Here is a 21,598-nt window from a genome sequence, read left to right as displayed (position 1 = left end):
CTTCCGGGCGCCCGGTCCGGCCGCCCTCGTCGCCGACGATCCTAGTCGTCGGGCGGCGGTGGGACCGGACGCGTGTCGGGCTACCCTGGTCGGGTGACCCAGCTATCCGACTCCGACCAGACGGGCGGTGGCCGGCACCCCAGCATCGTGGAGCGGATCGAGACGTCCACCACCCCGAGGGTGCCGTTCTCCGTCGAGTTCTACCCGCCGCGCGACGAGGCCGCCGAGGAGCGTCTCTGGCGTGCGGCCTCCGTGTTCTCCGAGCTCGGTGCGGCGTTCGTCTCCGTGACCTACGGGGCGGGCGGGTCGACGCGGGACCGGACCGTGCGGGTCGTGGAGCGCATCGTCCGCGAGACCGATCTCGTCCCCATCGCCCACCTCACGGCGGTCGGTCACACGGTGGCCGAGCTCACCGAGATGGTCCGGATGTACGGCGAGGCGGGGGTCTCCAACATCCTCGCGCTCCGCGGTGACCCGCCCGGGGACCCGCTGGGTGAGTGGACGGCCCACCCGGAGGGGCTGCACTACGCCGAGGAACTCGTCCGGCTGATCCACGAGGTGGGTGAGTACCACGTGGGCGTGGCCTCCTTCCCCGAGGGGCACTACCGGGCCCGCGACCTCGACCACGACACGGAGGTGCTGGTCGGCAAGCTGCGTGCGGGCGCCGAGTACTCCATCACGCAGATGTTCTGGGACGTGGAGCACTACCTGCGGCTGCGGGACCGCGCCGTCGCCGCCGATCCGGAGCAGGGCGCCAAGCCCATCATCCCCGGTCTCATGCCGGTCACCAGCCTTCGTCAGGTCAAGCGGATGGTCGAGCTGTCGGGTTGCGCGTTGCCCGACGACCTGGCCGAGCGGCTGCGGGCCGCCGCCGGCGACGGACCGGAGGAGAACCGGGAGGCCGTCCGCGAGGTCGGGATCGACCTGACCACCCGGATGTGTGAGCGGCTCATCTCCGAAGGCGTGCCGTGTCTGCACTTCAACACGCTGAACTTCTCGCGGGCCACGCGTGAGGTCCTCACCAACCTGTCGATGGCGCCCGCGCCCGGGATCGCGGCGACGAGGATCTGACCGACCGCCGGGCGGCCCCGCGTCCCGATCGCGGGCAGCCCGGCCTGACGCGCGTCAGCGCACCAGGCGGTCCGCGCGGGCCCGGGAGGTCCGCGCGGCGAGGATCGTCCCGATGGACACGAGCAGGGCGGCGCCGATCCCCACGATCATCCACACGGCGAAGCCGCGTGCGGCCGGGTCGGGGTAGGAGGAGGCCGCCTGCATCCGGGTGATGGACCCGGGGGCGGGCGTCCAGCTCACGGTGTTGCCCGCGCCGACCGTGCCGTTGGTCTCGGAGATGCGGTTGGGGAAGGTCAGGTCGACCCGGGTCGTGGTGTTCCCGGCGCGGTCGGCGGGGAGCATGGACAGGTCCACCGATCCGCTGAACGACACGGTGTCGCCGCTGCGCCGGAACCCGAGTGTGTAGGGGCGGGCGCCCTCGATGTCGACCGCCAGCGACAGCGCGTCCATCTCGGCGAACGTCAGCTGGGTGAAGTAGATCTCGCGGCCGGTGAACCCGTCCGCCGAATAGGGCGTGATCCGGACCTTCTGCTCCAGCCCGGACGGGACGCCGAGCCGCTCGAGCGCCGCGGCCTGCTCGGGCTGGTCCCCGGCCACGAGGATGCGCCCGGAGACGGTGTCGTCCTTGCGGACGCTCATCTGTGCGTTGAGCTGCAGGCAGCCGGTGAGCACGACCAGCAGGGCCGCCAGAGCAGTGAGGCCGGCCAGCCGCCGCGGCGGCAGCGGACGACGTGCCGGGGCGGGCGGGGCCGCCGACGGGCGGGGCCGCAGGGGGCGGGTCACGGTCGCGGTCACGGCGGTCATTCTGCCCGGGACCCCCGACGCAGGAGCGTCGACCTGCCGAGCCCGCGTCCGACGAGGCGGGCGACGGTCCGGCCGCTGGCGCCGATGACGCCGCCACCGGGATGGGTGGACGCCCCCGCCAGGTAGACCCCGTCCGCGCCCGGGACGGCGTGGCCGCGCAGATCGGGGTGCGGCCGCATGGGCAGCATCTGGTCCAGCGACATCTCGACGTGCATGACGTTGCCGCCGAGGAGCCCGAGCTCGGTCTCGAGGTCCTCCGGGGTCTGCACGTGCCGGTGGACGATCGAGTCCGCCAGCCCCGGTGCGAACCGGTCGGCGGCGGCGATGATGCGGTCGGCCTCGTCGTCGCCCGCTTCGGCCCAGGTGCGCCCGTCGGCGAGGTGGCGCGGGTGCCACTGAGACCACAGAGTCAGTTCGTGCCGCCCCTCCGGGGCGAGCGAGGGGTCCAGCGAGCTGAAACTCATCGCCAGCACCGCGGGGTCGGCGTCGAGACCGCCCGCCGCGGCCACCCCGTAGCGGCGGTCGAGGTGGCGCCGGTCCGTCACGAGCAGTTGGAGGCCGTGGGCGCTGGTCTCCGTCGGCACCCCCGGGTAGCGGGGCAGGTCGGTCGTGCCGAGCCGGACGACCATGCCGAGGCCGAACCCCGGCCGGATCCGTCGCCGCCACCCGTCGAGCGTCGCGGCCGGCAGTTCGTGCTCGAGCAGGTCCAGTGTGGTGTGGACGTGGCAGGCCGCCACCACGGCGGAGCAGTGGAGCGAGCCGCCGCCCTCGGTGTCCACGCGCCACCCGGAGCCGGAGCGGCGGATCGCGGTGGCCCCCGCTCCCGCGGTGACCGTGCCGCCGTGCGCGCGGATCGTCGACGTCAGCGCGTCCGCGAGCGCGCCGGACCCGCCGACCGCCCGTCCGGGCGGGATCCGGTGCATCAGGGCCGCGAAGCCGATCATCGGCGCCGTGGCGGGATGCGACATCGGCGGGCCCGACTGCGCCCCGAACCACGACAGCGCGGCCTTGAGCCGCTCGGAGTCGAACAGCGAGTCCAGCAGCGCGTCGCCGGAGGACAGGAAGGTCTGGACCGCACCGAACGGGTCGCGCAGATCCTCCGCGCCGAGGAACGCCGATCCGAGGCCCGGCGCGGTCGGCCGCACCGAGAAGCCCTTCATCATCCGGCCCGCGAGGACGTCCCACCGCGTGACGAACCGGCGGTAGGCGTCGGCGTCGGCCTCGCCGCAGGCGGTGGCGATGCTCGCGCACGTCGCGTCGAGGTCGCGACGGAAGACGATCGGCGGTTCACCCGAACCGGGCGGGGCGGGGGCGAAGCCCCAGGGGTCGCAGTCGAGGTAGCGCAGACCGTGGGCCGCGAGATCCAGTTCCTCGGGGATGCCGGTGTGCCGGATCATGAGGTGGGCGGACGACCCGCGATCGGTCCGGTGCCCGGGGTACCGCTCGACCGTCGAGGTGGCGCCGCCGATCACCGTGTCCTTCTCCACCACGTGGACGTCGTGTCCCGCGCGGGCGAGGTAGGCGGCGCAGACCAGCCCGTTGTGGCCGGAGCCGATCACCACCACGTCGTGACGGCGGCTCACGCGTCCGCCTCCGCGGTGGGCAGCGGCAGCGAGCGGGACAGCACCGCGAACGGCCGGGCGTCGCCCTCGAAGCGGTACGACCGCAGCACGTCGGTGAAGCCCAGCGACCGGTACAGGCGCCACGCGCTGTTGTCCTCGCCCTCGACCTCGGGCGTGGACAGCAGCACGGTGCTCTCCGGGCGGTCCGCGAGGAACCTGCGCAGGAGCGTGCCCCCGATCCCGCGCCCCTGGTGGGTGGGGGAGACGTGCAGCTCGGTCAGTTCCACGTAGTCGGACGGCAGCGCGAGGTCGCGGTCGCGCAACCCCCGCGAGACCTGCTCGTACCACCACTGTCCGGGTGCTCCGTGGTAGCCGTAACAGATCGCCACGAGCGGACCGCGGGACTGGCCGAGCAGGCGTCGGCGCGGGGCCTCGAACGCGGCCACCCCGGACCAGCCCTCCCGGTAGCTGTGCTCCATCCAGGCGGCCGCCCGGGAGCGGACCACCTGCGGCGGGTAGCCCATGGCGTCGACGTAGACCCCCAGAGCCTCGGGCAGTCGGTCTCGGAAGTCGGCGGCGTCCAGCCGGGTGATCACGGTGTCCATCCACCCCATTTGACCACGGGCGCGGATCCGGGGCGCCGGGATGTGTCGTACCCCGGCGATACCGTGCGCGCAGACGCGGAGATGCAGGAGCCGGAGGTGCAGCAGATGGACACGAGCAGGACACGCAGGGGGAGCGGGTCACGGACGTCTCGCGGGGGCGCGGCCGGGTCCCTGGGGCGGGCCGGGCGGGCCGAGCTGCACCGCGGACTCGCGGTCGCGGCGCCCGACCCGTCGGAGCGTTTCCTCGAGGCGTACCGCGCCGCGAGGTACGCCGCCGGTGCGCTGCTCGCCCCGGGCCCGCGGAGGCGCGGGCCGGGTGACGTGTGGCACCGACTCGCGGCGGAGGTCCCCGACCTGGGGGAGTGGGCGTCCGCCCTCGGCGGGTACTCCGCTCTCGCCGCGGCCGTCGAGGACGGTCTGCCGCGCACGATCCCGCCCCGGATGGCGGACGATTTCCTGTGGGCGGTCGGTCGGTTCATGGACCTGGTGGACGAGCGCCTGGGCGTCCTCGGGCCCGCCGCCTGACCCGGGTGGGGCCCGGCCCGTGGGGCGCCCCGCCCGTCCAGGGGAATCCCGGTGGTCCCGGCCGCGTTGCCCTCGTATGATGGGGAGAACCCTGACCGGCTGATCACCGCCCGCGGTCGGTGCGAACCGACCGAGCCGGCCGCGCTCGTCATCGCGAGCATCTGAAGGAGGTCGAAGTGCCCCTGTCCGAGCACGAGCAGCGCATGCTCAAGGAGATCGAGAGCGCGCTCTACGCCGACGACCCCAAGTTCGCGTCGTCCGTCCGCAAGACCGGCGCGACCGGAGCGCGTCGTCCGGCGGGCCTTGTCGTGGCACTCGCCGTGCTCGGTGTGGCTCTTCTCATCGGTGGTCTCGCCCTCGACTTCAAGCCGGGCGGTTTCCCGGTCCTGAGCCTCGTCGGCTTCTTGGTCATGTTCGCCGCCGGGGTGCTCGCGTTGCGCTCGACGCCGTCCGCGGGAGCGCCCGGGCTCAAGGGCGCCGGCGGACCGCGGGTCCCGGGAACGGGACGGGGCGCCTCGAAGCCGTCGGGCGGGGGGTCGTATTCGTCGCGGATGGAGGACCGGTTCCGTCGACGCTTCGAGCAGGGGCCGTAGCGGCCCGCCGGCCTCAGGGCGGGCAAGGACACTTCTGACGAAGGGGTGAGCGCACCAGCGCTCGCCCCTTCCTCCATTTCCGGAGTGCCCGACTCCGCCCGCCCCGCCCTCGCCGCCCACTCCGCGGCCCGCGGCCCACTCCGCGGCCCCTGCGTGTCCCACTCCGCCCACCTCGCTCCCGCCGCCCACTCCGCGGCCCGCCGGCCCGCGGCCTTGTGATGACGGCGTCCCGCTCGCGCGGCTGTCGCCGAGCCCGCAGCCGCAGCCGCAGCCGCTTCCGTCCCTGGCGTCTCGCTCGCGCGGCTGCCGCCGAGCCCGCAGCCGCTCCCGGTGATGGCGTCTCGCACCCCCCGCGGTGCGCGCGAGACGCCATGTTGGCGTGCGGCTGTGGCTGGGGCTGCGATCGGGCGGGGCCGGGGGCTGCGGCTGCGGGCTGCGAGCGGGCGGGGCCGGGTGCTGGGGCTGCGAGCGGGCCGGGGCTGCAGTTGCAATCGGCCGGGGCTGCCGCAGGCGCCGCCCGACGCAGTCGTGGCGCGAGGTGCCCCACCACGCCCCACCCCGAGGCCCCACCATCCCCCACCGCGCGCACGGCGGGCCGCCACAGGAGCTACTTCAGTCACAGCAGCCCCAGAAGTTGGCTGAAAGTGGGGCTCGGGAGGGCGCCTCGGTGGCCGGGCGTCGGCCGTGTTGACGATGAGCCCACCCTCTGACGTGCGGTGATTTGGGACGGTGGGGAGAAGTGGGGCGCAAGCCTTGTGTGTGGGGCGTTGTGGGGTACAGTGGGGCACGCAAGGAGCTCGATGGGCCTGGACCCCAGGAGGTGGCGGGTGACCGACACCGATCCCGTCGACTCCGGACGCGAACGAGCCTTTGTCGGGTACGGGACGCACCGTCCCAAGCTCGACGACAAGGGGCGACTGACGATCCCCGCCAGATTCAGGCCCGGCCTGGCGGACGGGGTGGTGGTGTGTGGGTGGTTCACCAACACGCTCTCGGTCTTCCCGGAAGACGAGTTCGACGCGCTGGTCAGGAAGGTCCGGCCGACCGCCAACCTCAGCGAGAGGCACATGGCGTTCTTCCGGCTCCTCGTGAGCGGCGCGGAAGTCCAGCAACTGGACTCGCAGGGACGGATCTCCATCCCCGCGAGTCAGCGGAACTACGCCGGTCTGGACAAGGACTGCGTCGTCAACGGACTCGGGGAGCGCCTCGAGGTCTGGGACGCGGAGGCGTGGGATCGCTACAGCGCGGAGAACCTACCCGTGTTCTCCGAGATGGAGGGCACCTCCCTCGGGATCGAGTTCTGACCCCGGGAGAGGAACGACGACAACGCACACGAGAGCACGACGGACGGAGCCCCCCGGCCCCTGCCCGGCATCACCCTGACGTACTTCCCCAACGCCAGGTGGGTACCGGACGGGGACCAGGGGGCTCCACCACAACCGCCGGAGCCCCGACGACCGGACGCGAGGAGGCGAGATGGCAGAACGGTCCGATGCCGACCACGACGCCGCGCGCTCCGGGCACATCCCGGTCTTCCTCGAGCGGACGATCGAGCTCTTCCGGCCCGTCGTCGAGGCCGCGGCCGCGGAGGGGCGCGCGCCGGTCATCGTGGACGGCACCCTCGGACTGGGTGGACACTCCTCCCATCTGCTCGCAGAGTTCGGCGAACTCCGCGTGCTCGGCGTGGACCGTGACCCCGAGGCGCTCGACATGGCGACCCGCCGGCTCACCGCCTACCGCGATCGCTTCACCCCCGTCCACGCCCGGTTCGACGACTTCAACGCCGTGACCGCGGCGCTGCCCGCCGACGCCCGCGACGAGGCCGGCCCGGCGATCGACGGCATCCTCCTCGACTTCGGCGTCTCCTCCATGCAGCTCGACGTGGCCGAGCGCGGCTTCGCGTACTCGGTCGACGCCCCGCTCGACATGCGGATGGACCCGACCACCGGACAGACCGCCGCGGACATCCTCGCCGAGTACCCGCGCGACGAGCTCGCCCGGATCCTGCGGGTGTACGGCGAGGAGCGGTTCGCCCGTCAGATCGCGGCGGCGATCGTCCGTCGCCGCGAGACCGACCCCGTCGTGACCAGCTCCCAGCTGGTGGAACTCCTCTACGACACCATCCCCCAGGGCGCCCGGCGCACCGGCGGGCATCCCGGCAAGCGTGTGTTCCAGGCCCTGCGCATCGAGGTCAACGCGGAGCTGGAGGCCGTCGAGAACGCGGTCCCCGGCTACCTCGACCTCCTGCGGCTCGGCGGGCGCGCGGTCTTCATGGCGTACCACTCGCTCGAGGACAAGATCGTCAAGCGCGAGCTCACCACCCGCACCGCGTCCCGCACCCCGCCGGGTCTGCCGGTGGAACTGCCCGGCCACGGCCCCGAGTTCGAGGCCGTCACCCGGGGAGCGGAGAAGGCCTCACAGGAGGAGATCGACCACAACCCGCGCTCGGCCTCGGTCCGGGTGCGCTGCGTCCGGCGTATCGACGGGAGAACCCCATGACGAGCACGATCGACACGCCCACCGGCGCGGGCGGGCTCGACACCCGCCCCGCCCCGGGCGGCGCCGACGTCGACGCCCCCGCCCGCGCGGGACGGGCCGTCGGCCTCCGACGCAAGCCCGTCACCCGCTCCGTGCGCGGACGCCGCACCGTCGTCGTCCCGGCGGAACGTCTGAGCCCGGCAGAAGTGGCCGCCAGGGTTCCCTTCGTCGTCGTCCTCCTCCTGCTCATCGGCGCCGGCGTCGGCGGCACCCTCCTGCTGTCCGCGCAGACCACCCAGGACACCTATAACCTCAAGAACGCGCGCGACGCCAACGTGGAGCTCGTCGAGCGGATGGAGGCCCTGCGCGCGTCCAACGAACGCGCCCGGTCCGCCGAGGTGCTCGCGCAGCGCGCCGAGACGCTCGGCATGGTCGGCGTCGCCAGCGCGCCCATCCTGACGAGGGGCTCCGACGGCGTCATCGAGATCGTCGGCGAGCCCGTGCCCGAGCTCGGCGCGCCGATCAAGCCCCTCCAGCCCGCTCCGGTAGCGTCCGAGCCGTCGAGGTCGTCCGACCGGGACGCGTTCGACGCGCCGCCCGCGCAGGCCCCACAGGACCGCAGCCCCCGCGGCGTCGCCCCCGTCCCGTACCCGCCGATCGCCGGCCCGCCCACCCCGGTGGCGCCGCCGTCGCCCATGGTCGAGACGGCCCCGCCCGCCCCCGCCCCCGAGCCGGCGCCACCGGCCGCCCCGCCCGCCCCGCTGGCACCCGGTGACGGCGCCGCGACGCTCGCCCCGGTGCCCGGACAACCCTTCTAGCACCCCACCCGAAAGGCCCCCGAGATGACCGAACGACGCACCCCGGAAGCGGGACGCCGGGCTCCCTCGGGTGATCCGCGCACCACCGCCCCGGGCGTCGGTCGGCCACCGAACCGTTTCGGCCGGGTCCTCACCGCCCACTCGACCGAACGCCGCTTCACCTTCATGCGGTCCATGTTCGCCGTCATCATGGTGATCGCCCTGGTCAAACTGTTCTGGGTGCAGACGATCGGCGGGACCGAGCTCGCCGCCCGCGCCGAGAGCCAGCGGCAGGTCCACCAGGTCCTGCCCGCCACGCGAGGCGCGATAGTGGACTGGCACGGCGACCCGATCGCGTTCACCCGCGAGGCCCGCGACCTGTCGATCCAGCCGCTCGTCGAGCAGCAGAACGCCGAGGCGCGCCGCGAGCTCGACAGCACCAAGCCCACGTGGGACGAGCTCGTCGTGGAGATCGCCGACGAGTTCGAGGCCGTGCTCGGGGACGCGGTCGAGCGCGACGAGATCGAGGCCAAGCTCTCCTCCGGCGGCGGGTTCACCTACCTCGTCCGCAACGTCGACGTCACCCAGGCCAACGCCATCACCCGGAAGTTCCCGATGATCGGCGCCGAGCGCGTCGACATCCGCGAGTACCCGGGCGGCGCGCTCGCCGCCAACGTCGTCGGCGCCACCACCAAGAGCGACGAGGGCAAGCTGATCGGCCTCCAGGGCATCGAGGCCCAGTTCAACGACCAGCTCGACGGCGAGGACGGCCGACAGACCTTCGACCGCGCCCAGGACAACACCGTCATCCCCGGCACCCTGCGCAACGTCACCGAACCCCGCGACGGCGACACCGTCCGCCTCACGCTCGACGCCGACCTGCAGTGGCACGTCCAGAAGGCCATCCAGTCGGCCAAGGACACCTCCGGGGCCAAGACCGCCTCGGCCGTCGTGCTGGACGCGAAGACCGGCGAGGTCCGCGCGATGGCCAACGACAACACGTTCAACCCGGCCGTCGGCGTCGGCGCCGAGCTCGAACGCGGCGCCGACCTCGGCAACCCCGCCATCACCTCGCCGTTCGAACCGGGCTCGGTGCAGAAGATCATCACGGCGGCCGCCGCGATCGAGGCGGGACTGACCCATCCGAACGAGGTGCACTCCGTCGACGGCAGCATCCGCATGGAGGGGGTCACCGTCTCCGACGCGTGGCAGCACGGTCCCACGCCGTACACCACCACCGGCATCTTCGGGAAGTCCTCCAACGTCGGCACCCTGATGCTCGCCCAGCGGGTCGGCAAGCAACCGTTCTCGGAGTACCTGGAGAAGTTCGGCCTCGGCCAGCGCTCCGGGATCGAGCTCGCGGGTGAGTCCGAGGGCCTCGTGCCCGACCTGCAGAACTGGCAGGGCGGGACGTTCGCCAACCTGCCGATCGGGCAGGGCCTGTCCATGACCACCCTGCAGATGGCCGGGATCTACCAGACCATCGCCAACGACGGCGTCCGCGTGCCGCCGCGGATCGTCGCCGAGCGCGTGGGACCGGACGGGGAGAGCCACCCCACCGAGCGCCCGGAGGGCGAGCGGGTCATCAGCACCGAGACGGCCCGCACGGTCCGCGACATGTTCCGCGCCGTCGTCCAGTCCGGCCCGGGTGCGCAGGCCGGCACCGGCCCCCAGGCCGCGCTCGCCGGGTACCAGATCAGCGGCAAGACCGGCACCGCCCAGCAGATCGACCCGGGCTGCGCGTGCTACTCGAACTCGCGGTACTGGATCACCTTCGCGGGCATCCTGCCGGCCGACGATCCGCGCTACGTGATCGCCATCATGCTCGACGCCCCCTCGCGCGGCGTGCTCGGCGCGTCCGCCGCGCCGCTGTTCCACGACATCGCCTCGTGGCTGGTCAACAGGGACAACATCCCCCCGTCCGCGCCCGCACCGGAACTGGTCCTGCAGGCGCGGTGACCGGCGCCCGGCAGGGTAGCGTGTAGCGGGTTCGCGGGAGGTTCAAAGCGAGGAAGGCGGGGCGAGGACAGGCGATGACAACGGCGCGACAGCTGGCAGATGCGGTGGGGGCCGGACTCCTCGGCGACACGGCCGGGGCGGACGTCGCCCTGTCCGGAGCGACCATCCGGGCCCAGGACTGCGGACCCGGCGTGCTCTTCGCCGCCCTGCCCGGCACCCGCGTCCACGGCGCCTCCTTCGCCGCGACCGCCGTCGAGGCCGGCGCCTCCGCCGTGCTCACCGACCCCGCGGGCGTGGAACTGATGGCGCCCGTCGCCGACCGCGTGCCCGTCCTCGTCCATCCCGCCCCGCGCCGGGTCCTCGGCGCGGTGTCGGCGGCGGTGGCCGGGGACCCGTCCGCCGACCTCGACGTCGTGGGCATCACCGGCACCTCCGGCAAGACCACCACCACCTACCTCGTCGAGGCCGCCCTCGAGGGGTGCGGCCACGTCGCGGGTCTCATCGGCACCACCGGCAGCCGTGTCGCCGGCCGTGCCCTGCCGAGCAGACTCACCACCCCCGAGGCCCCCGAGTTCCAGGCCCTGCTCTCCCGGATGCGCGCCGAGGGCGCGCGCGCCGTGGCGGCCGAGGTCTCCAGCCACGCGCTGCGGCTCGGCCGCGTGGACGGCGTCCGCTTCGCGGTGGGCGCGTTCCTCAACCTGTCGCAGGACCACCTCGACTTCCACCCGAGCATGGACGACTACTTCCGCGCCAAGGCGCGGCTGTTCGACATGGAGGCCGACCCCGGTTCCGCGGTCTGGCCCGCCGAGCGCGCGGTCGTCGTCGTCGACGACGAGTGGGGTCGCCGCCTGGCGGGGATGCGGCCGGATGCCGTCACCGTCTCCGCCGAACCCGACGCCCGGCCCGGGGTCGACGCCGACTGGACCGCCGGGCCGTCCACGGCCACCGACCGGGACACCCAGGAGTTCACCGTCGCCGGGCCGCGGGGGACGTCCCTGGACGTCGAGCTCCCGCTGATGGGCCGGTTCAACGTCGCCAACGCACTGGTGGCGTTGGCGATCGTGGACGCCCTGGGCGGGGACGTCGCCGCCGCCGCGGCCGGTCTCATGCGCGTGCGGGTGCCGGGGCGACTCGAGCCCGTCGTGCGGGGCCAGGACTTCCGGGTCCTCGTCGACTACGCCCACAAGCCGGGCGCGGTCGCGGCGGTGCTGCGCTCGGTCCGGGCGCAGACCGCGGGCCGTGTCGCCGTGGTGCTGGGGGCCGGCGGGGACCGCGACGCGGGTAAGCGCCCCATGATGGGGGCCGCCGCCGCCGAGATCGCCGACCTGGTGGTGGTCACCGACGACAACCCGCGCGGCGAGGACCCGGCGGCGATCCGGGCCGCCGTGCTCGCGGGGGCCGAACAGGCCGCCGGGCCGGACACCCGCGTCGAGGAGGTGGGGGACCGGGGTGAGGCCATCGCCCACGCGATCGACTGGGCCCGCACCGGTGACGTGGTGGTGATCGCCGGCAAGGGCCACGAGACCGGTCAGGAGGTCGCAGGCGTCGTGCACCCGTTCGACGACCGGGCCCGGGCCGCGGAAGAACTCGCCAGACGACTCGGACACCGCGCCCCCACGGGCGAGACGGAGGACAGCGCACCATGATCGACCTCACCCTCGGCGAGATCGCGGGGATAGTCGGCGGTCGGTTGGTCGGTGGTGACCCGTCGACGGCCGTGACCGGCACCGTGGAGTTCGACTCCCGGCGCCTCACCCCGGGCGGGTTGTTCCTCGCCCTTCCCGGCGAACGCGTCGACGGCCACGACTTCGTCGCCCGGGCCCTCGAGTCCGGGGCGGCCGCCGCGCTGGTGGCCCGCGAGGTCGACGGGGCGGGTGGCGCCCAGATCGTCGTGCCGGCCGTCGACCGCCGCGAGACCAACGCCATGGCGCTGGCCGCCGACACCGACGGTTCCGGTGCGGCGGTCCTGACCGCGCTCGGCGCCCTGGCGCGCGTCAGCGTCGACCGGCTGGTCGCCGATCACGGCCTCGTCGTGGTGGGCGTGACCGGCTCGTCGGGCAAGACGAGCACCAAGGACCTCATCGGCGCCGTGCTGTCGGACGCCGGCACGGTCGTCGCGCCGCCGGGCTCGTTCAACAACGAGATCGGCCACCCGTGGACCGCGTTGCGCGCCGACGAGCACACCGATTTCCTCGTGCTCGAACTCAGCGCGCGAGCCCCGGGCAACATCCGTGAGCTCGCGGCCCTCGCGCCGCCGCGCGTCGGCGTGGTCCTCAACGTCGGGACCGCGCACCTGGGCGAGTTCGGCTCGCGCGAGGTCATCGCCGCCACCAAGGGTGAGCTCGTCGAGGCGCTGCCGGACGCCGCGCACGGCGGGGTCGCCGTCCTCAACGTCGACGACGAGCGGGTCGCCGCGATGGCCGGCCGGACCGCCGCCGAGGTGGTCACCGTGGGGTTGGCCGCGTCCGCGGACGTCCGCGCGGAGGGGATCCGGCTCGACGACGAGGTCCGCGCCTCCTTCACGTTGGTCACCCCGCGGGGTGAGGCGGAGGTGTCGCTCCGTGTGCACGGGGAACACCAGGTGGGCAACGCCCTGTCGGCGGCCGCGGTGGGCCTCGCGTGCGGGATGGAGGTCGGGCGGGTCGCGGCGGCGCTGGGTACCGCCGAGGCCGCCTCCGAGCGCCGGATGGACGTGCGCGTCACGGCCGACGGGATCACCGTCATCAACGACTCCTACAACGCGAACCCCGATTCGATGCGGGCGGCGCTGAAGTCCCTCGCCGTGATGGCCCGGTCGGGTGGCGGCAGGCCGCGTCGGACGTGGGCGGTCCTGGGGGAGATGGCCGAGCTCGGCGAGGACGCGGTGATCGAGCACGACCTCATCGGGCGGTACCTCGTCCGACTGGACGTGACCCAGCTGGTGGTCGTGGGGCTGGGCAGGCCCCAGCGCGCGATGTTCCAGGGGGCTGTCCAGGAGGGGTCGTGGGGGTCCGAGGCGGGGCACGTCGCCACCGCCGAGGAGGCGGTGGCGATCCTCGAGGAGCACGCCGAGCCCGGCGACATCGTGCTGGTCAAGGCCTCGGCGGCCGTCGGTCTGTGGAGCGTCGCGGAGCATCTGCTCGCGACGCGTGGTGAGGAGAAGTAGTCAATGACCCAGATCATGGTCGCGGGCATCGTCGCCTTCGTCGTGAGCATCTTCCTCACGCCGCTGCTCATCATCTACTTCCGCCGCCACGGCTACGGGCAGGAGATCCGGCTCGAGGGCCCGCAGTCCCACATGAGCAAGCGCGGCACGCCCAACATGGGCGGCCTCGCGATCCTGGCCGCCGTGTGGCTCGGTTACATCGCCGCCGGGGTCCTGGGCCAGGTCACGGCGGGCGGTGGCGGGTTCACCGCCTCGGGCCTGCTCATCCTCGGCCTGGCGACCGTGCTGGCGGTGGTCGGGATGATCGACGACGGCCTCAAGGTGTTCAAACGCCAGAACAAGGGTCTGGGCATCCTGTCGAAGACGGTCGGGCAGGTCCTCGCGGCCGTCGCGTTCGGCATCCTCGTCCTGCAGTTCCGCAACGCGGACGGGCTCACCCCGGCCAGTCGGTCGTTGAGCTATGTGCGGGACTTCGTCGCGGTGACCTTCCCCGTCGTCGTCTTCATCATCTTCATCGTCGTGCTCGTCTACGGCTGGTCCAACGCGGTGAACTTCACCGACGGTCTCGACGGCCTCGCCGCGGGGTCCATGGCCATGGTGATGGGCACGTACGTCGTCTTCAGCTTCTGGCAGTTCCGCTACTCATGTTTCTCCGACGCGGAGGGCGTCAACCTGTCGGGCTGCTACCAGGTCCGCGACCCGCTGGACATCGCGGTCGTGTGTTCGGCGGCCCTCGGCGCGTGCCTGGGCTTCCTGTGGTGGAACGCCGCCCCGGCGAAGATCTTCATGGGGGACACCGGCTCGATGTTCCTCGGCGGCATCGTCGCGGGCGTGTCCGTGGTGTCGCGGACCGAGCTGCTCATGGTGGTTGTGGGCGCGGTGTTCGTGATCGAGTTCGTCTCCGTGCTCATCCAGGTGGCGGCGTTCCGCACCACCGGACGTCGCCCGTTCCGCATGACCCCCATCCATCACCACTTCGAGAACGGCGGATGGGCCGAGACGACCGTGACGATCCGGTTCTGGCTGCTGGTGGCCATCTCGTGTGGTCTGGCGATCGCCCTGTTCTACGGCGACTGGCTCGCGAGCTCGACGGGATGACCGACATGACCGGGACGACCGACATGACCGGAGCGGCCGACGCGACCGGCGGGCACGACGCCCCCGCGGGTGAGCTCGACGTGCGCGCTCTCGCCGGGCTTCGTGTGCTCGTGTTGGGCGCGGGCGTGTCCGGGCCGGGCGCCGTGCGCATCCTCGACGCGCTGGGCGCCGAGCCGGTGGTCGCCGACTCCCGTCCCGAGGCGATCGCCCGGCTGCGGGAGGCGCTGCCGGACGGCGTCGGGTGCGAGGGCGTCGACCTCGACCGCGCGGCGGAACTGATGGCCGCACCGCGCGGCGGGTCGGGTGAGGCCGGGTCGGCCGGTGCGCGCGAGCGGATCGGGATCGACCTCGTGGTCACCAGCCCGGGGTGGCGGCCCGATTCGCCGCTGCTGGTGGCCGCCGCGCGCTCCGGGGTGCCGGTGTGGGGCGACGTCGAGCTGGCCTGGCGCGCCGATACCGCCGAGCTGTTCGGCCCGCGGCGCACGTGGCTGGCCGTGACCGGTACCAACGGCAAGACCACCACGACCTCGATGCTCGAGGCGATCTGCCTCGAGGCGGGGATGGCGGCGCGCGCGTGCGGCAACATCGGCCTGCCGGTGACCGACGTCCTGCTCGCCGAGCCGCGCGTGGACGTGCTCGCCGCGGAGCTGTCGAGCTTCCAGCTGCACTGGGCGCCGAGTTGTCGACCCGACGTGGGGGTGGTGCTCAACGTCGCCGAGGACCACCTCGACTGGCACGGGTCCATGGAGGCCTACGCCGCGGCCAAGGCGCAGGTCCTCGCCGGCCGGGTCGCGGTGGCCGGCGCCGACGACGAGATCGCCGCGCGCCTGCTCGCCGACGCGCCCGCCGCCACGCGGATCGGGGTGCGCCTCGGGGCGCCCGGCGCGGGGGAGTGCGGCGTGGTCGACGGCGTGCTCACCGCGCGGATCGGCGTGGCCGGCGACGGACCGGGTGGTGCCGGTGCCGTCGACGGGGGCGACGACGACGGGGTGGCGCTGCTGCCGGCCGTGGACGTCCGCCCGGCGGGTCCCGCGGGCGTCCTCGACGCGCTCGCCGCCGCGGCGGTGGCCCTGTCCGTGGGCGCGCGGCCCGAGCACGTCGCCGCGGCCCTGCGGTCGTTCACGGTGGGCGCCCACCGCGCCGAGCCGGTCGGAGTCGTCGACGGGGTCACCTACGTCGACGACTCCAAGGCCACCAACCCGCACGCCGCGCGCACCTCGTTGCTGGCGGGCGGGTCGATGGTGTGGATCGCCGGCGGTCTGCTCAAGGGCGCCGACGTCGAGCCGCTCGTGGCCGAGGTGGCACCCGTCCTGCGCGGGGTCGTCCTGATCGGGCGGGACCGCGCGCGGATCGCCGGTGCATTGGCACGACACGCGCCGTCGGTGCCCGTGGTGGAGCTGGCGTCGGGAGACGATGACGACGTTGCGGCTCCCGACGAGCCGCAGCAGACGATGGACCGGGCGGTCGCCGAGGCCGCTCGGATGGCCACCGGAGGCGACACCGTGTTGCTCGCCCCGGCTGCCGCGTCGATGGACATGTTCACCGACTACGGCCACCGGGGGCGCAGCTTCGTCCTCGCCGTGGGCCGCGTGGCCGGGAGGTAGGGGCTATGGCACTGCGAGATACGGCACCGCACGACGGGTCCGAGGGGCCCGGCCGCGCCGAGCGGCCCGACCTGCTCGGGCGGATCGCCGCGCCGCTGGCCGCCATCAGCCGAGCACCCCTGACCTCGTATCACGTGGTCATGGTGGTCACCGCGCTGCTCACCGTCATCGGACTGGGCATGGTGCTCTCCAGCTCCAACGTGCTCGCCTTCTCCGGAGGCGGCACCCCGTTCGACATCTTCCTGCGTCAGGCCATGTTCGTCCTCATCGGGTGGATCGGCTTCGTCGTGGCGCTGCGTATGCGCATCGAACTGCTGCGCGCGGCGGCGTTCCCGCTGCTGCTCGTGGCCATCGGGCTGCTCGTCGCGGTGCTCATCCCGGGCATCGGCTCCGAGATCAACGGCTCCCGCGGCTGGATCGACCTCGGCATCTTCTCGATCCAGCCCGCCGAGATCGCCAAGTTCGCCCTCATCATCTGGGCGTCGTCCGTGGTCGCCAAGCGGGTGCGGACGGGGTACTGGCTGGATCTGCTCTTCCCGGCGGTCGTCGGCTACCTGGTGGTGGCGGGCCTCGTCGTCGTCGCCCCCGACCTGGGCATGGCCACGGCGGTGACCATCGCGTTCCTGTGCGTGCTGTGGTTCTCCGGCTACCCGGCCCGGCACTTCGCGTGGGTGATGGCCGTCGGCGCGGTCGTGTTCGGCGTCCTCGCCGTGGCCTTCGCCTACCGCTTCGAGCGGATCCGCACCTACTTCGATACCTTCCGCGGCGACTTCTCCAACCCCCAGGGCGCGGCCTACCAGTCGTACCAGGGCATGCTCTCGCTCGCCGACGGCGGACTGTTCGGCGTCGGCCTCGGTCAGTCCAGCGCCAAGTGGTTCTACCTCCCCGAGGCCACCAACGACTTCATCTTCGCGATCATCGGCGAGGAGCTCGGGTGGTTCGGCGCCGCGGTGGTCGTCTCGCTGTACGTCACGCTCGGCTGGGTCGGCATGCGGATCGCCATGCGGTCGGTCGACCCGTTCCGGCGCCTGCTCGCCGGCACCATCTCCGCGACGATCGTGCTCCAGGCGTTCATCAACATCGGCTACGTCGTGGGCCTGCTGCCGGTCACCGGGCTGCAGCTGCCGCTGATCTCCAACGGCGGCACCTCCGCCGTCGTCACCCTCACCTCGCTCGGGCTGCTCGCCAACTGCGCCCGACACGAGCCCGAGGCGATCTCCGCGATCCTCAGCTCCCCGACCCGCCGCCGGCACCGCTGGTTCTCGCTGCCCGACCCGCGGCCCTACGCCCCCGAACGTCCGGTGCCCGCCTCGTCGGCGCCCGGCCGGTCGAGCGAGGGCGCGCGACGCTACGGCGAGCCCGTCACCCGTCGCCGGCCGGCGGACCCCGCCGGCCCCGCGCCCCGCGACCGGGCCGCCGGCGCCCGCCGCACGGCCCAGCCCGCGCCCGTGCCGCGCCCCCCGCGTGGTTCCACGCGGCCGGCCGCGTACGAGACCGTGCCCGTCCCCGCCGACGTCGCCCGCGAGCGTCGCCGCGGTGCGACCGCCATGACCGGCCGCACCGCCCGTCCCGTCCGCGGACGCGAGGCCGACCGTCGGCAGCCGCGCCGCCCGGCGCCCGACACCGCGACCCGGCAGAGCCCCGGCACCGCTCGGCCCAGCCCGATCCACCGGGGGCGCGAGCGATGAGCACCGCACGCACCGGCGGCCCCTCCGTCCTCGTGGTCGGCGGCGGCACCGCCGGACACATCGAACCCGCGCTCGCCGTGGGCGAGGCCGTCACCGCCCTCGACCCGACCGCCCGCGTCACCGCCGTCGGCACCCCGCGCGGACTGGAGACCGACCTCGTCCCGCGCCGGGGGGTGCCGCTCGAGCTCGTCGACCCCGTCCCGCTGCCGCGCAGCATCGGCGGGGACCTCCTGCGCCTGCCCGGTCGGCTCGTCCGCGCCGTGCGCGGCGCGCGGGACGTGCTGCGGCGCACGGAGGCGGACGTCGTCGTGGGGTTCGGGGGCTACGCGTGCGTGCCCGTCTACCTCGCCGCGGCCGCCCCGCTGCGCCCCGCGGGCGGCGGGCCGCGCCGCCGCGTCCCGATCGTGGTCCACGAGGCCAACTCCCGTGCGGGGATCGCCAACAAGCTCGGCGCCCGGTTCGCCGTCGCGACCCTGGCCGCCGTCACCGGTTCCGGCCTCGACGCCCGCGTCGTGGGCAACCCGGTACGCCGCACCGTCGCCACCCTCGACCGCGCGGCCCTGCGCGCCGAGGCCCGCGCGGCCTTCGGGCTCGACCCGGACGCCCCGGTCCTGCTCGTCGTGGGCGGCTCCCAGGGCGCCCGCTCGCTCAACAGCGCGATGGCCGCGGTCGCCGAGGAGTTCTCGCGCGCGGGCGTGGGCGTCCTCCACGCGGTCGGCCCCAGGAACCTCGACGACGCGCCGGTCGTGCCGGCCGGGGGCGCGCCGTACGTCACCGTGCCCTACCTCGACCGCATGGACCTCGCGTACGCGGCGGCCGACCTCGTCCTGTGCCGGTCGGGCGCCATCACGGTCGCCGAGGTCTCCGCCGTCGGCCTGCCCGCCGTGTTCGTCCCCCTTCCGCACGGCAACGGGGAACAGGCCCTCAACGCCCGTGACCTCGTCGCCGGTGGCGCCGCCCTGCTGGTGGAGGACACCGACCTGACACCCACCTACCTCCGCTCGGAGGTCCTGCCGCTGGCGCTGGACCCCGACCGGCTCCAGTCCATGTCCGCGGCCGCCGTCCGCGGTGGTTCCCGAGACGCGGCGGAGGTCGTGGCGCGCATCGCGCTCGACGCCGTCGGAAAGGCCCCCCGTTGACCGACACCACCGAACCCGGCCACGACACCGTGCCGGCCACGCTCGAGCGCGTCCACATGATCGGCATCGGCGGCGCGGGCATGTCCGGCGTCGCGCGCATCCTGCTCGACCACGGGGTGGCGGTGTCCGGCAGCGACGCCCGCGACTCGGCCGACCTGCGCGCGCTGGCCGACCGCGGCGCCGCCGTGCGGGTGGGCCATCACGCCGACGCGCTCGACGCCCTCTCCGCGCCCCCGCAGATCGTCGTGGTGTCCAAGGCGGCGATCCCGGCCGACAACCCCGAGCTCGTTGCGGCGCGGTCGGCGGGCATCCCGGTCGTCACTCGGTCCCGGATCCTCGGGCACCTCGCCCGGGCCGGTCGCTCGATCATGGTGTGCGGCACCCACGGCAAGACCTCCACCACCTCGATGCTCATCGCGGGCATGCTCTCCGCCGGATCCGACCCCTCCTTCGCGGTGGGCGGCACCGTCCTGCAGTTCGGCACCAACGCCCGCGGCGGGGCCGACCCCGTGTTCGTGGCCGAGGCCGACGAGTCCGACGGCTCGCTCGTGCACTACGAACCCGACGTGGTGATCCTCACCAACGCCGAGCCCGACCACCTCGACCACTTCGGAACCGCCGAGGCCTACTACGAGGTGTTCGACACCTTCCTCGCCCGCATCCCGTCGTCCGGCGCGCTCGTGGTGTGCCTCGACGACCCCGGCGCGGCCGAGCGGGCGCGTCGGGCCGCCGCCGCGGGGGTCCGCGTCGTCGGCTACCGCACCGCCGACGGCCCGGCGACCGACCTGCCGGTCGTGGGCGAGCTCGCGGAGATCGCCGTCGACTCCGGCGGGACCCGGGCCCGGCTCTCGCTCGACGGCCGCCCGCGGGGCGACCTGCACGTGGGGACACCGGGGGAGCACATGGCGCTCAACGCCCTCGCCGCCCTGCTCGCCGCGCGAGAGGTCGCCGGACCCGGTGCGTTCGACGCGGACGGCTTCCTGTCCGGGTTGTCCGGCTTCGGGGGAGTGGGACGCCGCTTCGAACCCAAGGGGGAGGCCGTCGTGGGCGACGGGCGCGCCCGCGTCTACGACGACTACGCCCACCACCCCACGGAGGTCGCCGCGGTCCTCGGCGCCGCGCGCGAGATCGTCGAGGCGGACGGGGGCCGGCTCGTCGCCGTCTTCCAGCCCCACCTGTACTCGCGGACGCGGATCTTCGCCGAGGAGTTCGGCCGCGCGCTGTCGCTGGCCGACGAGGTCTTGGTGCTCGACGTCTACGGCGCGCGCGAGCAGCCCGAACCCGGTGTGGACGGCGGTCTGATCGCCCGGAACGTCAGTGCGTCCGTCCATCACGTCCCCGACCTCGACGCGGCCCTGGAGACGGTCGCCGAGATCCTCCGTCCCGGGGACGTGGTGTTCACCCTCGGCGCCGGTGACATCACCACCCTCGGCCCGCGGATCGTCGCCGGCCGCGGGGCGTGAGGAGGGCCGCACCGTGACAGACGAGTCCGGCGACCCCGCCCGTCGGGACGAGCCGACCCCCGGTCCGTCCGGGGTGGACCCCGCCGGGGAGCGGTCGTTCTCCGCGCCCCGGTCCGCGGGGTCGGACGATCCACCGTCGGAGGCGTTCCCGGCTGACGCGTTCCCGACTGACGCGCCTTCGACGGGCGACGGGCCACCGTCGACCGGTGCGTCGCCCGATCTCCCGCCCACCGACGACCCCGACCGCCGGCGCGCCGCGGCCGACCTGCGGCGGTCCGACGAGCGGGTCCGGCACTCCGACCCGGCCGTCCGCGCGCGGCTGCGGCGTCGGCGCCGACGGACCAACCGGATCTACGCCGGGCTCGGGATCGCCCTGGTCGTGGCCCTGCTCGGCTACATCGCGCTGTACTTCCTGCCGGTCTTCTCCGTGCGGGAGGTCAGCGTCGAGGGCATCCGGACCATCCCCGCCGAGGTCGTCACCGAGCGGGCCGCCGTCGCCCCCGGCACGCCGCTGCTGCAGGTCGACACCCACTCCGTCGCCCGCCGCGTGGCGGGCATCCCCCGCGTCGACCAGGTGACGGTCAGGCGGGACTACCCCTCCGGACTGCTCATCGAGCTGGTCGAACGCACCGCCCTGGTGACGGTGGAGGTCGACGGCGAGCAGCACCTCGTGGACGCGCAGGGAATCGATTTCGGTCCCGGCGAGGTGCCCCCCGGCACGCCGCTGCTCACGGTCGGCGACGCGGCGCGGGAACATCTGCCGGAGGTCGTCCGGGACCTGGCGACGGTGTTCGGCGAGGTCCGCGACACCGCGGGGCAGGAGATCGCCGCGGTGGAGGTCGGGACCCGGGCCTCGATCGTGCTCACCCTCGCCGACGGTCGGGTCGTCGAGTGGGGCGCCGCGGGCCGCGACCACGAGAAGGCCGTGGCGCTGCAGATGGTGCTCGAGCAGCCCGGGCAGACCTGGAACGTGTCGAACCCGGCCCTGCCGACCTCGCGGTAGCGCCCGACGGGGAGCCGGTACGCACGACACGCCCGCGAGCCTCGTGGACGCGCGGGGCCGGTAC

18 protein-coding genes are annotated in these 21,598 nt (G+C 74.0%); 15 read left to right on the top strand and 3 right to left on the bottom strand.

The window, feature by feature from the left end; translation table 11 throughout:
- Positions 1-93: 93 nt before the first annotated feature.
- A complete protein-coding gene (gene metF / locus RWK90_RS15985; RefSeq protein WP_314038609.1) occupies positions 94-1,071 on the top strand; it encodes a methylenetetrahydrofolate reductase [NAD(P)H] in 978 nt (325 codons plus the stop codon).
- A 54-nt stretch (positions 1,072-1,125) separates the two neighbouring features.
- Here the strand turns inward: metF and RWK90_RS15980 are convergent, their stop codons facing one another.
- Genes RWK90_RS15980 through RWK90_RS15970 form a run of 3 tightly spaced genes read right to left on the bottom strand, consistent with a single transcriptional unit; the run spans position 1,126 to position 4,042 of the window.
- The gene (locus RWK90_RS15980) at positions 1,126-1,875 is read right to left on the bottom strand and encodes an LppM family (lipo)protein (protein ID WP_314038608.1); all 750 of its coding nucleotides are present in this window, start codon (positions 1,873-1,875) and stop codon (positions 1,126-1,128) included.
- A complete protein-coding gene (locus RWK90_RS15975; protein ID WP_314038607.1) occupies positions 1,872-3,458 on the bottom strand; it encodes an NAD(P)/FAD-dependent oxidoreductase in 1,587 nt (528 codons plus the stop codon). Before RWK90_RS15975 ends, RWK90_RS15980 begins: the two co-directional genes overlap by 4 nt.
- Entirely contained in the window at positions 3,455-4,042 is a 588-nt protein-coding gene (locus RWK90_RS15970; RefSeq protein WP_314038606.1) for a GNAT family N-acetyltransferase, read from the bottom strand. Before RWK90_RS15970 ends, RWK90_RS15975 begins: the two co-directional genes overlap by 4 nt.
- Positions 4,043-4,105: 63 nt before the next feature.
- Here RWK90_RS15970 and RWK90_RS15965 point away from each other — a divergent pair, with 63 nt between their 5' ends.
- The 14 genes from RWK90_RS15965 (at position 4,106) to RWK90_RS15900 (ending at position 21,534) form a co-directional block, all read left to right on the top strand.
- Complete coding sequence (locus tag RWK90_RS15965; protein ID WP_314038605.1) at positions 4,106-4,567, top strand: SAV_6107 family HEPN domain-containing protein; 462 nt, start codon at positions 4,106-4,108, stop codon at positions 4,565-4,567.
- A gap of 176 nt (positions 4,568-4,743) precedes the next feature.
- Positions 4,744-5,160 (top strand): DUF3040 domain-containing protein, encoded by a 417-nt coding sequence (locus RWK90_RS15960; protein ID WP_314038604.1) that lies wholly within the window; start codon positions 4,744-4,746, stop codon positions 5,158-5,160.
- A gap of 827 nt (positions 5,161-5,987) precedes the next feature.
- Positions 5,988-6,464, top strand: a complete 477-nt coding sequence (gene mraZ, locus RWK90_RS15955) for a division/cell wall cluster transcriptional repressor MraZ (protein WP_007629002.1) — start codon at positions 5,988-5,990, stop codon at positions 6,462-6,464.
- A 172-nt stretch (positions 6,465-6,636) separates the two neighbouring features.
- Entirely contained in the window at positions 6,637-7,659 is a 1,023-nt protein-coding gene (rsmH, locus tag RWK90_RS15950; RefSeq protein WP_314038603.1) for a 16S rRNA (cytosine(1402)-N(4))-methyltransferase RsmH, read from the top strand.
- Positions 7,656-8,456: a hypothetical protein gene (locus RWK90_RS15945; protein WP_314038602.1), complete on the top strand. Its 801-nt coding sequence runs from the start codon at positions 7,656-7,658 to the stop codon at positions 8,454-8,456. Before rsmH ends, RWK90_RS15945 begins: the two co-directional genes overlap by 4 nt.
- A 24-nt stretch (positions 8,457-8,480) precedes the next feature.
- On the top strand, positions 8,481-10,394 hold the full coding sequence (locus tag RWK90_RS15940; protein ID WP_314038601.1) for a penicillin-binding protein 2: 1,914 nt from the start codon (positions 8,481-8,483) through the stop codon (positions 10,392-10,394).
- Between the two features lie 74 nt (positions 10,395-10,468).
- Entirely contained in the window at positions 10,469-12,040 is a 1,572-nt protein-coding gene (locus RWK90_RS15935; RefSeq protein WP_314038600.1) for a UDP-N-acetylmuramoyl-L-alanyl-D-glutamate--2,6-diaminopimelate ligase, read from the top strand.
- Entirely contained in the window at positions 12,037-13,539 is a 1,503-nt protein-coding gene (gene murF, locus RWK90_RS15930) for a UDP-N-acetylmuramoyl-tripeptide--D-alanyl-D-alanine ligase (protein ID WP_314038599.1), read from the top strand. Before RWK90_RS15935 ends, murF begins: the two co-directional genes overlap by 4 nt.
- A gap of 3 nt (positions 13,540-13,542) precedes the next feature.
- The gene (mraY, locus tag RWK90_RS15925; protein WP_314038598.1) at positions 13,543-14,637 is read left to right on the top strand and encodes a phospho-N-acetylmuramoyl-pentapeptide-transferase; all 1,095 of its coding nucleotides are present in this window, start codon (positions 13,543-13,545) and stop codon (positions 14,635-14,637) included.
- Between the two features lie 23 nt (positions 14,638-14,660).
- The gene (gene murD / locus RWK90_RS15920; protein WP_314038638.1) at positions 14,661-16,241 is read left to right on the top strand and encodes a UDP-N-acetylmuramoyl-L-alanine--D-glutamate ligase; all 1,581 of its coding nucleotides are present in this window, start codon (positions 14,661-14,663) and stop codon (positions 16,239-16,241) included.
- Between the two features lie 5 nt (positions 16,242-16,246).
- Entirely contained in the window at positions 16,247-17,929 is a 1,683-nt protein-coding gene (gene ftsW, locus RWK90_RS15915) for a putative lipid II flippase FtsW (protein ID WP_314038597.1), read from the top strand.
- The gene (gene murG, locus RWK90_RS15910) at positions 17,926-19,068 is read left to right on the top strand and encodes an undecaprenyldiphospho-muramoylpentapeptide beta-N-acetylglucosaminyltransferase (protein ID WP_314038596.1); all 1,143 of its coding nucleotides are present in this window, start codon (positions 17,926-17,928) and stop codon (positions 19,066-19,068) included. The genes ftsW and murG overlap by 4 nt, the downstream gene beginning before the upstream one ends.
- A gap of 56 nt (positions 19,069-19,124) precedes the next feature.
- Positions 19,125-20,531, top strand: a complete 1,407-nt coding sequence (murC, locus tag RWK90_RS15905; protein ID WP_314038637.1) for a UDP-N-acetylmuramate--L-alanine ligase — start codon at positions 19,125-19,127, stop codon at positions 20,529-20,531.
- Between the two features lie 13 nt (positions 20,532-20,544).
- Positions 20,545-21,534 (top strand): FtsQ-type POTRA domain-containing protein, encoded by a 990-nt coding sequence (locus RWK90_RS15900; protein WP_314038595.1) that lies wholly within the window; start codon positions 20,545-20,547, stop codon positions 21,532-21,534.
- Positions 21,535-21,598 lie beyond the last annotated feature (64 nt).

It is taken from the genome of Dietzia sp. CH92, assembly GCF_032248695.1.
In the GTDB taxonomy this organism is placed as follows: domain Bacteria; phylum Actinomycetota; class Actinomycetes; order Mycobacteriales; family Mycobacteriaceae; genus Dietzia.
The sequence above is the reverse complement of the archived record's forward strand: the minus strand, read 5'-3'. Positions and strand labels throughout refer to the sequence as shown.

What these genes read in the sequence shown, in the direction of transcription:
- RWK90_RS15980 (WP_314038608.1), bottom strand. Translation starts at nt 1,875, where the DNA reads ATGACCGCCGTGACCGCGACCGTGACCCGCCCCCTGCGGCCCCGCCCG.
- RWK90_RS15970 (WP_314038606.1), bottom strand. Translation starts at nt 4,042, where the DNA reads ATGGACACCGTGATCACCCGGCTGGACGCCGCCGACTTCCGAGACCGA.
- rsmH (WP_314038603.1), top strand. Translation starts at nt 6,637, where the DNA reads ATGGCAGAACGGTCCGATGCCGACCACGACGCCGCGCGCTCCGGGCAC.
- RWK90_RS15945 (WP_314038602.1), top strand. Translation starts at nt 7,656, where the DNA reads ATGACGAGCACGATCGACACGCCCACCGGCGCGGGCGGGCTCGACACC.
- RWK90_RS15940 (WP_314038601.1), top strand. Translation starts at nt 8,481, where the DNA reads ATGACCGAACGACGCACCCCGGAAGCGGGACGCCGGGCTCCCTCGGGT.
- RWK90_RS15935 (WP_314038600.1), top strand. Translation starts at nt 10,469, where the DNA reads ATGACAACGGCGCGACAGCTGGCAGATGCGGTGGGGGCCGGACTCCTC.
- murF (WP_314038599.1), top strand. Translation starts at nt 12,037, where the DNA reads ATGATCGACCTCACCCTCGGCGAGATCGCGGGGATAGTCGGCGGTCGG.
- mraY (WP_314038598.1), top strand. Translation starts at nt 13,543, where the DNA reads ATGACCCAGATCATGGTCGCGGGCATCGTCGCCTTCGTCGTGAGCATC.
- murD (WP_314038638.1), top strand. Translation starts at nt 14,661, where the DNA reads ATGACCGGAGCGGCCGACGCGACCGGCGGGCACGACGCCCCCGCGGGT.
- ftsW (WP_314038597.1), top strand. Translation starts at nt 16,247, where the DNA reads ATGGCACTGCGAGATACGGCACCGCACGACGGGTCCGAGGGGCCCGGC.
- murG (WP_314038596.1), top strand. Translation starts at nt 17,926, where the DNA reads ATGAGCACCGCACGCACCGGCGGCCCCTCCGTCCTCGTGGTCGGCGGC.
- murC (WP_314038637.1), top strand. Translation starts at nt 19,125, where the DNA reads ATGATCGGCATCGGCGGCGCGGGCATGTCCGGCGTCGCGCGCATCCTG.